This is a genomic window from Oribacterium sp. Sow4_G1_1 (assembly GCF_052116105.1).
Classification (GTDB): Bacteria; Bacillota; Clostridia; order Lachnospirales; family Lachnospiraceae; genus Oribacterium.
Genome location: NZ_JBQKLS010000004.1, coordinates 101,700 through 116,170 on the forward strand (window position 1 = coordinate 101,700; position 14,471 = coordinate 116,170).

16 protein-coding genes and 1 tRNA gene are annotated in these 14,471 nt (G+C 52.6%); 15 read left to right on the top strand and 2 right to left on the bottom strand.

The features are described from left to right. The first annotated feature begins 70 nt into the window (after positions 1 to 70). The 11 genes from ACTQ52_RS04325 (at position 71) to rplT (ending at position 9,791) form a co-directional block, all read left to right on the top strand. Positions 71 to 1,351, top strand: coding sequence for an NAD(P)/FAD-dependent oxidoreductase (locus ACTQ52_RS04325; protein WP_441981897.1), 1,281 nt, complete (start codon positions 71 to 73; stop codon positions 1,349 to 1,351). Positions 1,352 to 1,430: 79 nt separating this feature from the next. Continuing rightward, a complete protein-coding gene (gene cmk, locus ACTQ52_RS04330; RefSeq protein ID WP_410043029.1) occupies positions 1,431 to 2,096 on the top strand; it encodes a (d)CMP kinase in 666 nt (221 codons plus the stop codon). A gap of 12 nt (positions 2,097 to 2,108) precedes the next feature. Continuing rightward, positions 2,109 to 2,981, top strand: a complete 873-nt coding sequence (gene ispH, locus ACTQ52_RS04335) for a 4-hydroxy-3-methylbut-2-enyl diphosphate reductase (protein WP_441981898.1) — start codon at positions 2,109 to 2,111, stop codon at positions 2,979 to 2,981. Further along, positions 2,962 to 4,098: a 30S ribosomal protein S1 gene (gene rpsA, locus ACTQ52_RS04340; RefSeq protein WP_441981899.1), complete on the top strand. Its 1,137-nt coding sequence runs from the start codon at positions 2,962 to 2,964 to the stop codon at positions 4,096 to 4,098. The genes ispH and rpsA overlap by 20 nt, the downstream gene beginning before the upstream one ends. A 177-nt stretch (positions 4,099 to 4,275) precedes the next feature. Beyond that, positions 4,276 to 5,613, top strand: a complete 1,338-nt coding sequence (tig, locus tag ACTQ52_RS04345) for a trigger factor (protein ID WP_441981900.1) — start codon at positions 4,276 to 4,278, stop codon at positions 5,611 to 5,613. Positions 5,614 to 5,703: 90 nt separating this feature from the next. Continuing rightward, the gene (gene clpP, locus ACTQ52_RS04350) at positions 5,704 to 6,327 is read left to right on the top strand and encodes an ATP-dependent Clp endopeptidase proteolytic subunit ClpP (protein ID WP_441226284.1); all 624 of its coding nucleotides are present in this window, start codon (positions 5,704 to 5,706) and stop codon (positions 6,325 to 6,327) included. A 49-nt stretch (positions 6,328 to 6,376) separates the two neighbouring features. Continuing rightward, a complete protein-coding gene (gene clpX, locus ACTQ52_RS04355) occupies positions 6,377 to 7,651 on the top strand; it encodes an ATP-dependent Clp protease ATP-binding subunit ClpX (RefSeq protein WP_410043024.1) in 1,275 nt (424 codons plus the stop codon). Between the two features lie 99 nt (positions 7,652 to 7,750). Further along, positions 7,751 to 8,365, top strand: a complete 615-nt coding sequence (gene yihA, locus ACTQ52_RS04360; protein ID WP_441226283.1) for a ribosome biogenesis GTP-binding protein YihA/YsxC — start codon at positions 7,751 to 7,753, stop codon at positions 8,363 to 8,365. 298 nt (positions 8,366 to 8,663) lie between these two features. Then, entirely contained in the window at positions 8,664 to 9,185 is a 522-nt protein-coding gene (gene infC / locus ACTQ52_RS04365; RefSeq protein WP_410043022.1) for a translation initiation factor IF-3, read from the top strand. Between the two features lie 17 nt (positions 9,186 to 9,202). Continuing rightward, complete coding sequence (rpmI, locus tag ACTQ52_RS04370; RefSeq protein ID WP_410043021.1) at positions 9,203 to 9,406, top strand: 50S ribosomal protein L35; 204 nt, start codon at positions 9,203 to 9,205, stop codon at positions 9,404 to 9,406. A 28-nt stretch (positions 9,407 to 9,434) separates the two neighbouring features. Further along, complete coding sequence (gene rplT / locus ACTQ52_RS04375) at positions 9,435 to 9,791, top strand: 50S ribosomal protein L20 (protein WP_410043020.1); 357 nt, start codon at positions 9,435 to 9,437, stop codon at positions 9,789 to 9,791. A gap of 433 nt (positions 9,792 to 10,224) precedes the next feature. On the opposite strand, the gene ACTQ52_RS04380 is transcribed toward rplT, so the two are convergent. Next, positions 10,225 to 10,307, bottom strand: a tRNA-Leu gene (locus ACTQ52_RS04380). A gap of 119 nt (positions 10,308 to 10,426) precedes the next feature. Next, positions 10,427 to 10,927, bottom strand: a complete 501-nt coding sequence (locus ACTQ52_RS04385) for a COG2426 family protein (RefSeq protein WP_441981901.1) — start codon at positions 10,925 to 10,927, stop codon at positions 10,427 to 10,429. Between the two features lie 348 nt (positions 10,928 to 11,275). Between ACTQ52_RS04385 and ACTQ52_RS04390 the strand changes: the two genes are divergently transcribed. Genes ACTQ52_RS04390 through ACTQ52_RS04405 form a run of 4 tightly spaced genes read left to right on the top strand, consistent with a single transcriptional unit; the run spans position 11,276 to position 14,468 of the window. Continuing rightward, positions 11,276 to 11,437, top strand: coding sequence for a hypothetical protein (locus ACTQ52_RS04390; RefSeq protein WP_410043018.1), 162 nt, complete (start codon positions 11,276 to 11,278; stop codon positions 11,435 to 11,437). After that, entirely contained in the window at positions 11,434 to 12,735 is a 1,302-nt protein-coding gene (locus ACTQ52_RS04395; RefSeq protein WP_441981902.1) for a tetratricopeptide repeat protein, read from the top strand. The genes ACTQ52_RS04390 and ACTQ52_RS04395 overlap by 4 nt, the downstream gene beginning before the upstream one ends. Positions 12,736 to 12,738: 3 nt before the next feature. After that, positions 12,739 to 13,560, top strand: coding sequence for a hypothetical protein (locus ACTQ52_RS04400; RefSeq protein WP_441981903.1), 822 nt, complete (start codon positions 12,739 to 12,741; stop codon positions 13,558 to 13,560). 2 nt (positions 13,561 to 13,562) lie between these two features. After that, positions 13,563 to 14,468: a hypothetical protein gene (locus tag ACTQ52_RS04405; protein WP_441226280.1), complete on the top strand. Its 906-nt coding sequence runs from the start codon at positions 13,563 to 13,565 to the stop codon at positions 14,466 to 14,468. Positions 14,469 to 14,471 lie beyond the last annotated feature (3 nt).

A 14,471-nucleotide genomic window follows, 5' to 3' on the forward strand; every position in this document is an offset into this window, starting at 1 on the left:
TTCAATGGCCGCCCCGGGACTTTTATCATGCCCGGACATATGATATAATGCGCGAAGCGAGGATAAAACGATGAGAATAATTGTGATCGGCGGCGGAGCTGCCGGACTGATGGCGGCGATCGCGGCGAAGGAAACCGCGGCGGACGCCGATGTAGTTTTAATAGAAAAGAATGATAAACTCGGAAAAAAGATCTTCATCACGGGAAAGGGGCGCGGCAATCTGACGAATGCGGTGGCCATCGAGGATTTCTTTCCGCAGTATGTGACGAATCCGCGTTTTCTGTACTCGGCACTGTATGACTTCACGAATCAGGATACGATCGAGCTGCTGGAGGCGCACGGCTGCCGGACGAAGGTTGAGCGTGGCGACCGAGTCTTCCCGGTATCGGATCATGCCTACAGTATCACGGATGCACTTAAGCACTCTATCAAGAAGCTGGGCGTCGAGATCCGCTATAAGACCGAGGTGAAGAAGATCGAGCTTCGGGACGGGCAGGTCCGTGGTGTGGTGACGGATCGTGGCTTCCTGCCGGCGGATGCGGTGATCGTTGCGACCGGTGGCCGCAGCTATCCGTCGACCGGCTCTACCGGTGATGGCTATCGCTTCGCCGAGGAGGCTGGCCTCCAGGTGACGGAAACCTATCCGTCCCTCGTCGCCCTCGAGGTGCATGAACCGGATGCCTACCGTCTGAAGGGCTTAAGCCTCCGAAACATCGCGATCGATATCCGGGACGAGGATGGAAAAAGCTACTACCGGGACTTCGGTGAGCTCGAGTTTATGGAGAGCGGACTGCGTGGCCCGGTGATCATCTCGGCATCGGCGGTCGTAACGAAGCTCGTCAATGCTTCCGACCATAAAAAGTGGAAGCTCCTCACCGTGCACATCGACCTGAAGCCGGCGCTGGAGGATGCAGAGCTCGACCGTCGCCTGCTCCGTGATTTTGATACCTATCGGAATAAGGAGCTCCGCAATGCGTTTTCCGAGCTCCTCCCATCGCAGCTGATTCCGGTCTTCACGGCACGACTCGCCGCGCAGGGGATCGATATCAATCGAAAGGTCACCGAGGTCGATCGCGAGACACGGAAGAAGATCGCGGGCCTCATCCGGGATTTCAGCTTCACGATCCGCGGTACCGGCAGCTTCAAGGAGGCCATCGTCACCCAGGGTGGCGTCGCTGTGAAGGAGCTGAATCCGAAAACGATGGAAGCGAAGAAGGTGAAGGGACTGTACTTCGCCGGCGAGGTCATCGACGTCGACGGCTATACCGGCGGCTTCAATATGCAGATGGCCTTCTCCACCGGCCACCTTGCCGGTAAGTCTGCCGCTGAAGCACTCAATTATAAATATTAGATAAATGGAACAATTCCGGTCACCGCCCCTGCGAGCACTGACCTGAATTGTAACAATGTGAAATATGAAGGAGGCTGTTATGCCATATAGTATTGCCATCGATGGGCCGGCGGGTGCCGGCAAGTCGACGATTGCGAAGGCCGTAGCGCGAGAACTCGGCTATGTTTATATCGATACCGGTGCCATGTATCGTGCCGTCGGTCTGTTCTGTCTCGATCAGGCTATCGCCCTCACGGATGAGGCGCGCGTGTCGGAGGCGGTGCGCGACATCGACATCACGATCGCCTATGATGAGGAAGGAGCTCAGCAGGTCTTCCTGAACGGCGCCAATGTCTCCACCCGGATTCGTACCCAGCAGGTCGGTGATGCCGCATCCACGGTGTCCCAGTATCCGGCCGTGCGGGAGAAGATGGTGAAGCTGCAGCAGAGCCTCGCGGAGCATACCTCGGTCGTGATGGATGGCCGGGATATCGCATCGAAGGTGCTTCCGCATGCGGATACGAAGATCTATCTCACTGCATCCGTCGAGGAACGCGCACATCGTCGTGCGAACGAACTGCGTGAAAAGGGAGAGACCTGTGACATCGCAGAGGTTGAGGCGGAGATCCGTGCGCGGGATGACCGCGATATGCATCGTCAGCATTCCCCACTCATCCAGGTGCCGGAGGCGGTGCTCGTCGACAGCTCGACACTGACCATCGATGAGACGATCGACCGTATCCTCGAGATCTGTATGCAGCATTGAGGTCGGCGCGATATGAAGGTAACACTTGCAAAAACCGCCGGCTTCTGCTTCGGCGTGCAGCGCGCGGTTGATACCGTGTACCGCGTACTCGAGGAGGAGCATGAAAAACCGCTCGATGAACAGCGTTCGATCTATACGTACGGACCGATCGTGCATAATGAAACCGTGATTCAGAAGCTCGCCGCAGAGGGCGTGGAGGTACTCGAATCCGAGGAGGAGCTTGCGACGCTCCGCGATGGCATCGTCATCATCCGTGCACATGGGGTGCCGAAGCACATCTATGAGCTGCTTGAAAAGCAGAAGGTCGAAGCCGTCGATGCTTCGTGTCCCTTCGTTCAGAAGATCCAGCGCCTCGTGCGGCAGCACACAGCAGCCGGGGAAGAGGTCTTCGTGACCGGAAACCCGGAGCATCCGGAGGTGATCGGCATCATGGGCTGGGCGGAAGGCGGCATTTCAGCGATTCCGGACATCGAAACCGCTGAAAAATTACCAAACGGAGAGGGCAGAAGCGTGGTTGTTGTGTCACAAACCACGTTTAATATCGATAAATTCAAACTAATTATTGATATTTTGAAAAAAAAGCATTATTATGTTAATGCTATTAATACGATTTGCAACGCAACGTTTGAGCGACAGTCGGAGGCAAAGGAACTGGCGAAACAGTCCGACGCCATGATTGTCATTGGGGGACGCAGTTCCTCCAACACGAAGAAACTTTTTGAGATTTGTAAAGACCAGTGTCGTAACACCCAGTTGATACAAACGGTTGGAGATCTTAACTTCGTTCAGGATGAAGCGGTTCAAAACGTAGGTATTACAGCTGGGGCAAGCACCCCGAAAGAAATTATTGAGGAGGTTCAAAATTATGTCAGAGATGAGTTTTGAACAGATGCTTGACGCATCATTAAAGTCTATTCATGCAGGGGAGATTGTTACTGGTAAGGTTATTAGTGTAAAGCCTGACGAGATTGCACTCAACATTGGGTACAAGTCCGATGGTATCATGACCAGAAGTGATTACAGCGCAGATAACACTGTAGACCTCACCACAGTAGTCAATGTCGGCGATGAAATCGAGTGCAAGGTAAAGAAGGTAAACGATGGAGAGGGACAGGTTGTTCTTTCTCACAGAGAGGCTCTTGCTTCCAAGGCTTCCGAGGAGCTCAAGGATGCATTTGAGAACCAGACCGTTCTTACCGGCAAGGTTGTTCAGGTTGTCAAGGGCGGCCTGAATGTTGAGGTAAATGGTGCACGTGTATTTATCCCTGCATCCCTCGTATCTGATACCTTCGAGAGAGATCTCACCAAGTATCAGGGTCAGGATATCCAGTTTGTGATCACTGAGTTCAATCCGATGAAGCGCAGAGTCATCGGTGATCGTAAGCAGCTTATGACAGCTACGAAGAAGGAGCAGCACGACAAGCTCTTCAGTGAGCTTCAGGTCGGCGATGTTCGTACCGGTGTTGTTAAGAACCTTACTGATTTCGGTGCATTCATCGATCTCGGTGGCGCTGATGGTCTCCTTCATATCTCCGAGATGTCCTGGGGCCGTATCGAGAACCCGAAGAAGCTTTTCAAGTCCGGCCAGGAGGTTAAGGTACTTGTTAAGGAGATCAACGGTGAGAGAATCGCTCTTACACGTAAGTTCCCGGATGAGAACCCGTGGAAGGATGTAGAGACCAAGTTCGCTGTTGGTACGGTTGTAAGCGGCAAGGTTGCACGTATGACCGACTTTGGCGCATTCGTAGAGCTTGAGAAGGGCATCGATGCACTTCTTCACGTATCTCAGATTTCCAGAGAGCATGTGAACAAGCCGTCAGACGTTCTCGAGGTTGGCCAGGAGATCGAGGCGAAGATCGTCGATCTCGACGTAGACAGTCACAAGATTTCCCTGAGCATGAAGGCTCTTTCTGAGCCGGAGCGCAAGGAGGATCTCGATGTTGCAGACGTTGACATCGAGGCTGTAGGCAAGGCTGAGGCTGAGCGCGTAGACGAGGAGTAATCCGCATAGACAGAGGGTCGGACAGAAATGTCCGGCTCTCTTTTTTTAAAATCCTTGCGTGGGACTTTTTTACGTGCTATACTCTTGACTCGGATATGTTGACTCATGGGAGAAGTATGCGCATTTCCCCTGTGCGTTTGCATAATATATAAAACGAAAGTTTCGGAGGTACTCTTAATGAGCGTTAAAGTTGAAAATCTTGAGAAGAATATGGCTAAGCTGACCGTTGAGGTGGACAATGCTGAGTTTTTAAAGGCCATCGATGTAGCATACAAGAAGAACCGTAACAAGTTCAATCTTCCTGGTTTCCGTAAGGGCAAGGCACCGAAGGAGATGATCATGAAGATGTACGGACCACAGGTATTCTTCGAGGATGCGCTCAATGAGATTCTTGATAAGACCTATCCGGAGGCTGCGAAGGAGTCCGGCCTCGAGATCGTTTCCAGACCGGAGATCGGCGTAGAGCAGATCGGTATGGATCAGAACGTGATCTACACAGCAACCGTTGCTGTAAAGCCGGAGGTTACCCTCGGTGAGTATAAGGGCGTTACGGTAGAGAAGGCAGAGACCACGGTAAGCGCAAAGGAAGTCAACGAGAAGCTGGCTGCTGAGCTTGAGAAGAATGCACGTGTCGTTGAGGTTGATCGTGAGATCAAGAAGGATGATATCGCAAACATCGATTTCGTGGGCTCCGTAGACGGTGTTGAGTTCGAAGGTGGCAAGGGCGAGGATTACCCGCTGACCATCGGCTCTGGCACCTTCATCCCGGGCTTCGAGGATCAGCTGATCGGCCACAAGGCTGGTGAGACCGTCGATGTAAAGGTTACCTTCCCGGAGAACTACGGCGCAAAGAATCTCGCAGGTAAGGAAGCACTTTTCGTAACCACCATCAAGACGGTTAAGGAGAAGCAGGTTCCGGCTGCTGACGACGAGTTCGCATCCGAGGTTTCTGAGTTCGACACCCTCGATGAGTATAAGAAGGATCTGAAGAAGACCCTGAAGGAGGAGAAGGAGAAGGCTGCAACCACGACCAATGAGAGAAATGTCATCGCAAAGGTCGTTGAGAACGCTTCCGTAGAGATCCCGGCACCGATGCTTGAGGCACAGCTGGACAACATGCTCTATGATTACCAGACCAGACTTGCTCAGCAGGGCATCCCGATGGATCAGTATCTCAAGATCACCGGCCAGACTGTAGAGCAGATCAAGGACCAGATGAAGGAGAGCGCTGAGAAGAATCTCAAGACGTCCCTTGTGATCGAAGCCATCATGGAGAAGGAGAACATCACCGTCGCTGAAGAGCGTGTAGATGAGGAGTTCAAGAAGATCGCAGAGCAGTACAAGATGGAGTATGATGACCTCAAGAAGACGGTTTCCGAGGAGCAGAAGGAGAGCATGAAGAGAGAGATCGCTTTCCAGGAGACCATCGATATGCTCGTAGCTGAGGCGAACCTTGTAAAGGCAGAGAAGAAGTCCAAGAAGGCTGCTGAGGACGAGGAGAAGACTGAGGAGTAATTCCTGTATCGCTTCATCGAAGATTTAAAGATTTTTAGCGGTGCAGATAACTGCACCGCCTTTTTTTAAGATTCATAGGGAGGTTTCATTATGAATTTAACACCTAGAGATATTACAACGATTCCGTATGTCATTCAGTCGACATCCAGAGGAGAGCGTTCCTATGACATCTTCTCCCGTCTTCTGAATGAGCGTATCATCTTCCTCGGAGATGAAGTGAATCATGATACCGCTTCCCTCGTCGTCGCACAGCTTCTGTACCTCGAGTCCGAGGATCCGGATAAGGACATCAGCCTGTACATCAACAGCCCGGGTGGCGTGATCACGGACGGTATGGCGATCTACGATACCATGCGTTACATCAAGTGCGATGTATCCACCATCTGTGTCGGCATGGCTGCATCGATGGGTGCCTTCCTCCTGGCCGGCGGTACGAAGGGCAAGCGTATGATCCTTCCGAATGCTGAGGTCATGATTCACCAGCCGTCGGGCGGTGCACAGGGCCAGGCCACGGAGATCCAGATCACGGCAGAGTGGATCCTTCGTACGAAGAAGCACATGGCGGAGATCCTCGCAGCGAACTGCGGACAGCCGGTGGAGAAGGTGATGGAGGATACGGAGCGTGATCACTGGATGACGGCACAGCAGGCGCTGGAGTACGGCATCGTCGATCATATCTTCGAATCACGCGAAGCAGCTGAGGTACGGAACTGAGTACCGGTAGCAGCATCATCAGACTAACCAGAACGAGAGGACTGCATTCATGCAAATGAAACCAGACGATAAAATCCGCTGTTCTTTCTGCGGTAAATCGGCGAAGCAGGTACATAAGCTCATCGCCGGTTTAAATAATAATTATATCTGTGACGAGTGTGTCGAGCTCTGCGAGGAGATCCTGAACGAGCAGGATGGTGATTTCAGAGAGGACAGCGACACCTCAGACATCCATCTTCTGAAGCCGAAGGAGATCCATGATTTCCTCGATGAGTATGTCATCGGACAGGATGAGGCGAAGAAGGTGCTGTCTGTAGCGGTTTATAACCACTACAAGCGCATCACCTCGAAAATCAAGGACATCGACGTTCAGAAGTCGAACATCCTGATGATAGGACCGACCGGTACCGGTAAGACCTACCTGGCACAGACCCTGGCCCGCATCCTCGGCGTTCCGTTCGCAATCGCAGATGCTACGGCGCTCACCGAAGCCGGCTATGTCGGCGAGGATGTCGAGAACATCCTCCTGAAGCTGATTCAGGCGGCAGACTATGATATCAAGCGTGCGGAGATCGGTATCATCTATATCGATGAGATCGATAAGATCACGAAGAAGTCGGAGAATGTCTCCATCACCCGTGATGTCTCCGGCGAGGGCGTTCAGCAGGCACTGCTGAAGATCCTCGAGGGGACCGTCGCTTCCGTACCACCTCAGGGCGGACGGAAGCATCCGCAGCAGGAGCTCATCCAGATCGATACGACGAATATCCTGTTCATCTGCGGCGGTGCATTTGACGGCCTCGAGCACATCATCGAGAAGCGTGTCGCTTCCGGATCGATGGGCTTCGGTGCGGACATCGTCGAGAAGAATCGCGACAACTACGATGACATCCTTCGTCAGGTACAGCCGGAGGATCTCGTACGCTTCGGTCTGATCCCGGAGTTTATCGGACGAGTACCGGTTGATGTCACCCTGCAGTCACATGATGCGGCGACCCTGAAGCGTATTCTGACGACCCCGAAGAACGCGCTCGTGAAGCAGTATCAGAAGCTGTTTGAGATCGACGGTGTCGAGCTCCGATTTACGGATGAGGCAGTCAGCGCCATCGCCGAGAAGGCAGCCGAGCGCAAGACCGGTGCCAGAGGACTCCGCTCCATCATGGAAGATATGATGATGGACATCATGTATGAGATTCCGTCCGAGCCGGACATCCAGAGCGTGGAGATCACGGAGGATGTGGTGAAGGGCACGGGCGAACCGATCATCACCCGTAAAGAGAAGAAAACAGCCCCTCGTGCAGATGCAGCAGATACGGCTGTATGAGTTTGACGAAACCCGATCGGTTATGTGCCGACCGGGTTTCCTGATCCTGAAGCAGCTGGATCCGTCAGGTATCAATCATCACTAAGAAAAGGAGATTCCATGAAGATCACTTCTGTAGAGCTGGAGAGAGTGCTGGGCGTAAAATCCGAGCTTCCGAAGACCGGAAAACCTGAATTTGTCATGGCGGGACGATCCAATGTCGGAAAGTCCTCCTTTATCAATGCCTTCGTCAATCGAAAGAACTTCGCCCGTACGAGCTCGACACCGGGTAAGACGCGCACGATCAACTTTTATAACATCAACGAACGGTTTTATCTCGTCGACCTCCCTGGCTACGGCTATGCATCCACCGGTGCGGTCGAGCAGGAGAAGTGGGGTCGGATGATCAACCGCTATCTCGAAACCTCGGACGACATCGAGGAGGTGATCCTCTTCGTAGACATCCGCCACGATCCATCGAAGCTCGACATCCAGATGTTCGACTACGTGACCCAGGTCACCGGCTTCGAGCCGATCGTCATCCTGACGAAGATGGATAAGATCAATCGCTCACAGATCAAAAAGCAGACCGCTGCGATCCGCAAGGCTCTGCACGCGACGGAAAACTGTACGATGATCCCGTTCTCCTCCCAATCAAAGCAGGGACTCGAGAGCATCTATGCGATCATCGACGAGATTATGGATGCCCCGGAAACTCCAGAGACACAGGCGTAAGCCTGGATGTAGTAAGGGCTCAGGTAGTGGACCCTCCGGGCCCCTTACCTGTCTGAACTGTTACATCTGATGTAAACCGGGAATTGCAAAATTCCGAAAACGGGCTTGACATCGGTGCAGACTGGTGCTAGTCTATAAAAGTCGTAAAGACAAAGGAAAGTAGGTATCCACCTCACCTTGGCAGTTGTATCTGACCCGGGTTCATATTTGATTATTACTTCGTGTATTTTCATTATGGTGGATTGGCTTACAATCCGCCATTTTTTTGCATTCGACCAGTGTATGTGGAGAGGAGTTTATGGCTATTAAGAAAAACGCAAGCATCGAAATTAACGAGCAGATCCGTGACAGAGAGGTAAGAGTCATTGGTGCAGAGGGCGAGCAGCTCGGTATCATGTCTTCCAAGGACGCTTATATGATGGCGAAGGAGAAGGACCTGGATCTTATTAAGATCGCGCCGACTGCAACGCCGCCTGTTGTAAAGATCGCCGACTTCGGTAAGTATCGTTACGAGATGATGCGTAAGGAAAAGGAAGCCAAGCGTAATCAGCGCGTAACTGAGCTGAAGGAGATCCGTATGACACCGAACATCGATCAGAACGATCTCAACACAAAGTTATCCGCTGCACGTAAGTTCCTCGAGAAGGGCAATAAGGTCAAGGTCGCTCTTCGATTCAGAGGCCGTGAGATGTCTCGTATGAATCAGTCCAAGTACATCCTTGACGAGTTCGCCGAGCAGCTGAAGGACATCGCTGTCCTCGATAAGCCGGCGAAGGTAGAAGGCAGAAACATGGCGATTGTAATAAGCCCGAAAAAGTAAAATCACAGGAGGCTGTTATGGCAAAGTTAAAGCTGAAGACAAAGAGAGCTGCTGCTAAGCGCTTTAAAGTTACTGGCACAGGAAAGCTTGTAAGAAATAAGGCTTACAAGTCTCACATTCTCACCAAGAAGACAACGAAGCGTAAGAGAGGCCTGCGCAAGGATACTGTCCTTGATCAGACCAACGTTAAGACGATGAAGAAGATTCTTCCATACCTTTGATTTGTAGACTTTAGAGGAGGAAATTAAAATGAGAATTAAGGGCGGATTAAACGCTAAGAAGAAGCATAATAGAGTACTCAAGCTTGCTAAAGGCTACAGAGGATCTCGCTCCAAGCACTACAGAGTAGCGAAGCAGAGCGTAATGAGAGCACTTACGGAGTCCTACAGAGGCCGTAAGGAGAGAAAGAGACAGTTCAGACAGCTCTGGATCGCTCGTATCAACGCAGCTGCAAGACTGAATGGTCTTTCTTACAGCAAGTTCATGTTCGGCCTCAAGAATGCCGGCATCGATATGAACCGTAAGATGCTTTCCGAGATCGCAATCGCTGATCCGGAGGGATTTGCAAAGCTCGCTGAGACTGCAAAGGCTAACCTCGCAAAGTAATGTTCGACCGACAGGATTCGTCCTGTCGGTTTTTTAATGCTCGTTTGCCGTGCGGACGTGAAGAGGCCGGCGATGGACTCTGTGGCCGAACACGCATTTCGATGACAGTCCGGCCAGCACCCAGGAGGGCCGGCAACAGAAGCACAGTACTCCGAGGCCGGTAAACTCTAAGCCAGGGACCCTAAGCGGCACTAGGCTCTCTGCAATCACTGAGTTTTCTTGAGGAAAACTCAGCGTTGCAGAGGGTTCCAAGGAGAGATAGCACCAAGTGCCGCTAAGGGGACCTGGCTTTATTTTACACGTCCTCTACGTATGGCTTCTGTTGCCGGTCCTCATGGGCACTGGCCGATTTCCGTTTCCCGATGAAAAATCAAATATCTAACTCGGAAAAACGCATAAAAAAAGAACCGATTCTTATGAATCGATTCTTTGATGCGGAAGAAGGGATTTGAACCCTCAAGAGTGTAACCTCACACGGACCTGAACCGTGCGCGTCTGCCGTTCCGCCACTTCCGCGAACTCGTATATAATAGCATGGTGAGATGGGTTCGTCAACAACTAATTTTCACTTTTTTTGATTGGACTTTGCGGTGGGATCGGTCACGGAGTCCACTGCCGGGCCACCACATTTGAATTCAGTGGAGGAACGCGCCGAGCACGCCGTAGGAGACGATCGACATGATGGCGGAGGCGAGCAGTACGCCGACGATGATGGCGAGGAAGGACTTCTTCCGCGGCATGTGCAGGAGGCCTGCGACGAGGGAGCCGGTCCATGCGCCGGTGCCCGGGAGCGGGATGCCGACGAAGAGCACGAGGCCCCAGAAATCATACTTCTGAATCGATGCCTGGTTCTTCTCGACCTTCTCACGGAGCCTTCGCGCGATCCCCTGTGTCGGTCCGAAATGCTCACAGGCCAGTACGATCTTCTCGATGAAGAGAAGGATCAGCGGGATCGGCAGGAGATTTCCAACGATGCAGAGGATCAGTGCACGCAGATACGGCACGCCCAGCAGCGAGGATGCGAGGAGTCCGCCACGGAGCTCCAGGATCGGCATCAAGGAAATGATGAAGACGATGGCGTCCTTCGAGAGGAGTCCCGTCAGGTGAGTAGTGACAAAGCTTACAAGTGCTTCCATTTTTGACCTCAATTTCCTAATAATATCGTAATTCAGTTTTCTTGAATGCCCCTATGGAATGTGATAGACTAAACAGATGATTTGAAAGTGCGCGCACACGTCATCTGGAAGATAACGAGGTCTCCCGCGGCGTGCTGGCAGTTCTGGTCGCCTGCATTGTCCGACGCCATAAAAGGCACAATGCCGATTCTATCGACTGCGTCCCACAGTGTCAAGCTATGCGCAGATTTCAGCTCACTGAAACAAGGAAATGTAAGCCGGGAGACGGTCTAACCGATGTCTGCCATCCGGGAATCACGGGCGTTGACGCGGTACCACAGGTCCCCGAACAGCTGTAGAAAGAATAGTATGATCAGTTACGAAGAAGAAATCAAACGTTTTAAGCCGAGTCTCGATGTCGATCAGATCGAGGATGCGATCGCGAAGGTGGATCTCACCGATATGAACGACATCATGACCAGTCTCATCGAGGAGGCCATCAAGCATAAAAAGGATGAGAGCGTTAAATGAAGTATGACGTAATGCTGGAGCAGATCGCAAACTGCTACTATAATCTGGGACTCGAGCGTGCACGTCTGCGCGATCTGAGTGGCGCCGCCGAGCTGCTGAAGAAGTCGCTGACCTTCGATAAGTATCAGAAGGATGCGCGAAATCTGCTGGGGCTGATCTTTTTCGAGTGTGGTGAGACCGCGGATGCGCTCGTGCAGTGGGTCATCAGTATGAACCTGCTCCCACAGGATAACATCGCGGATCATTATCTCGATGAGGTCCAGCGCAAGCCGGCGATCCTCCGAATCTGTTCGGACAATGTCAAGCGCTACAATCAGGCGCTGGACTACGCGCAGAACAACAACGAGGACCTCGCCATCATGCAGCTTAATCAGGTCATCGAGGACAGTCCGAACTATATCAAGGCACACATCCTGCTCGCTCTTTTATATATGAAGAGAGAGGACTGGGTGAAGGCGGGACGCAGCCTCTACCTCGTGCTGAAAATCGATCGCAACAACCCGAAGGCCCTCGTGCTGATGGATGAGGTCAAGCATAACACCGGCCGGAAGGAGGTCGAGCAGAGCCGCCTGAAGAATGTATTTTCCCACCGCAAGATGACGGATGATGATGTGCTGATTCCCCAGGAGGTGAAGCAGGTGTCACCGTGGATGGTTGTCGGCTACATCTTCGTCGGCGTCATCCTGGCACTCTTCGCATTTTATCTGCTGATCATGCCGGCGAAGACGAAGGCGCTCAATGCGGAGAACAACCGTGAGCTGATTTCCTATACCGAGAAACTCGATGCCTCGAACCGTGAATATGCAGAGCTGAAGGACTCATATGATACGCTGGAGTCGCAGTACGCCGAGGCAGCTCAGCAGGTTTCACAGTTTGAGAATGCCAATGCCTCCTTCATGGGGCAGTACCAGGCACTGAACGAGATCCGGACAGCGCTTGCAAATGGCGATGTCCTTCAGGCGGCGAAGCTCTATACGGACCTCGATCAGACGCAGATCAGTGATGCGACGATGCTGCAGCAGCTTCAGAGCATCAAGGTGGAGATGGAGGGCTCGATCTATCAGGAGCTCGCCGACCAGGCGACCAACGCCTGGAACAGCGGAAACCAGGATCAGGCAGCCGAGCTGTATAATCTGAGCCTGGCGATCCGCGAGGAACCGGAAAATATGTATCTCCTCGGACGTCTCTACCAGAGTATGGGACGAACGGAGGAAGCAAATACACTGTTTGATAAAATCATCGGCGCACACCCGGATTCAAATTATGCCGAGCGCGCGAGACAGGCAAGAGGGTACTGATCCATGCTGAATGTTGAGAAGATCCGCCTGATGACCCAGCTTTCGATTTATGACAGGAAAGAGGGGAAGGCGATACGGGATGTAAGCAGATATTTCAAGGGAGACTATCTCTCCCGGAGGATGTTCATGGCACTCGTGCACTATACACTGTGCTTTATTCTGGTGTCTATGCTGCTGATGCTGATCAATATCGAAGAGCTTCTGATGCATCTGAACATCCCGTTTATCGTGGCAGCGGTCCGGGTCCTTCTTTTCATTTATGTGCTCGGCTTCGTCGGGATGATGGCCTTTTCCTATGTGCGCTATGCACGGGCCTACGATGATCTTCACCGGAAGAGTCTCTATTATATGGCGAAGCTCGACAAGCTTCTGCAGCTCGAGGAGGCACCGGATACGAAACTTGACATCGAGAGCGCCGGCTCCGAGTTTTATAAGGAGAAGGGCGGGAAGATCCGCGTCATGGAGGATGCGCCTCTGCGGCAGACGAAGCGTTCGAAGACAGCGCCGGACAGAAGGGGCAACGCGAGCGCGGCTCCAAAACAGGTAGAAGCACTGCCTGTGAAGCGAAAGAGTGCGGTGCAGGACACGGACCGGCAGGAAGAGGCGTGGCTCGATGATCCGATCGAGCCAGAGAACGGCTGGCTGGATGATCCGGTTGAACCGGAAGACGGCTGGCTGGACGACGGAAACGATACAGTAACCACAGGCGACGATGGTGACTGGCTGGACGATCCGGTCGATCCGAAGCCGCATAGTGACACGGGCAGAGCCTCTATGGATGGCATACAGCTCATGGATTTCAGAAAACATCACGAAGGAAGATAAAGATGACACAGCTGGTCGATATGAAGGATGAATTACAGAAGTTTTACATCAAAAATGAATACTGGCTCACACCTGTACTGAAGGCGCTGACCGCGTTCCTGTGCTTTTTCATGATCCGGATTCGCATAGGCTCCGACAGCATGTTCGGCAGTCTGCTGATCGCGATCGCCGCTGCTGCGCTGTGCTCGTTCCTTCCGTGGACGGCCGTGACGGTCATGTCGGCGGTTTTCGTTCTGGGCAATGCCTATGGCACGTCGATGGAGCTCGCCCTTCTGGCGGCCTTCATCCTCCTGCTGATGGCGCTCGCACAGTCGGCCTTCCGTGCAGGAAATGCGATTCTGATCGTCCTGGTTCCCCTGCTGTTTTATCTGCATGTACCCTATGTACTCCCGGTCATCGCAGGGCTCAGCCTCGGACTGATGTCCATCGTACCGGTATCCATCGGTGTGATGATGTATTATTTTATCGAGTATATCTCGGAGAATGCATCTAAGCTCAGTGTATCGACGAAGGATCCGATGGAGATGGCGAGCCAGTATGCCAGCATCTTTCAGGGCTACTTTCAGAACCGCACGATGATCGTGTCCATCATGGCCTTCGCCATCTGCATCGTGCTGGTGTTTATCCTTCATCAGATGGTGTTTTCGTATAACTGGGGAGTCGCGGTCATCGTCGGACTCCTCTCGATCCTGGTGGTTTCTGCCATCGGATCCGCGCGGCTCGGAGCCACCTTCTCTTTCAGCACGGCACTGATCGGCGTGATACTTTCCGGCATCCTCGCCCTTCTGTATGCACTGGCCTTCCATGGTGCAGACTATAAGGGGACGGAGCGCTTACGTTTCGAAGATGATGACTATTTCTATTTTGTAAAGGCGATTCCGAAGCTGAAATCAGGAAATGAGGCATAAATC

What these genes read in the sequence shown, in the direction of transcription:
- rplT (WP_410043020.1), top strand. Translation starts at nt 9,435, where the DNA reads ATGAGAATTAAGGGCGGATTAAACGCTAAGAAGAAGCATAATAGAGTA.
- rpmI (WP_410043021.1), top strand. Translation starts at nt 9,203, where the DNA reads ATGGCAAAGTTAAAGCTGAAGACAAAGAGAGCTGCTGCTAAGCGCTTT.
- ACTQ52_RS04385 (WP_441981901.1), bottom strand. Translation starts at nt 10,927, where the DNA reads ATGGAAGCACTTGTAAGCTTTGTCACTACTCACCTGACGGGACTCCTC.
- ACTQ52_RS04390 (WP_410043018.1), top strand. Translation starts at nt 11,276, where the DNA reads ATGATCAGTTACGAAGAAGAAATCAAACGTTTTAAGCCGAGTCTCGAT.
- ACTQ52_RS04395 (WP_441981902.1), top strand. Translation starts at nt 11,434, where the DNA reads ATGAAGTATGACGTAATGCTGGAGCAGATCGCAAACTGCTACTATAAT.
- clpP (WP_441226284.1), top strand. Translation starts at nt 5,704, where the DNA reads ATGAATTTAACACCTAGAGATATTACAACGATTCCGTATGTCATTCAG.
- ACTQ52_RS04325 (WP_441981897.1), top strand. Translation starts at nt 71, where the DNA reads ATGAGAATAATTGTGATCGGCGGCGGAGCTGCCGGACTGATGGCGGCG.
- cmk (WP_410043029.1), top strand. Translation starts at nt 1,431, where the DNA reads ATGCCATATAGTATTGCCATCGATGGGCCGGCGGGTGCCGGCAAGTCG.
- clpX (WP_410043024.1), top strand. Translation starts at nt 6,377, where the DNA reads ATGCAAATGAAACCAGACGATAAAATCCGCTGTTCTTTCTGCGGTAAA.
- ispH (WP_441981898.1), top strand. Translation starts at nt 2,109, where the DNA reads ATGAAGGTAACACTTGCAAAAACCGCCGGCTTCTGCTTCGGCGTGCAG.
- ACTQ52_RS04400 (WP_441981903.1), top strand. Translation starts at nt 12,739, where the DNA reads ATGCTGAATGTTGAGAAGATCCGCCTGATGACCCAGCTTTCGATTTAT.
- infC (WP_410043022.1), top strand. Translation starts at nt 8,664, where the DNA reads ATGGCTATTAAGAAAAACGCAAGCATCGAAATTAACGAGCAGATCCGT.
- yihA (WP_441226283.1), top strand. Translation starts at nt 7,751, where the DNA reads ATGAAGATCACTTCTGTAGAGCTGGAGAGAGTGCTGGGCGTAAAATCC.
- ACTQ52_RS04405 (WP_441226280.1), top strand. Translation starts at nt 13,563, where the DNA reads ATGACACAGCTGGTCGATATGAAGGATGAATTACAGAAGTTTTACATC.
- tig (WP_441981900.1), top strand. Translation starts at nt 4,276, where the DNA reads ATGAGCGTTAAAGTTGAAAATCTTGAGAAGAATATGGCTAAGCTGACC.
- rpsA (WP_441981899.1), top strand. Translation starts at nt 2,962, where the DNA reads ATGTCAGAGATGAGTTTTGAACAGATGCTTGACGCATCATTAAAGTCT.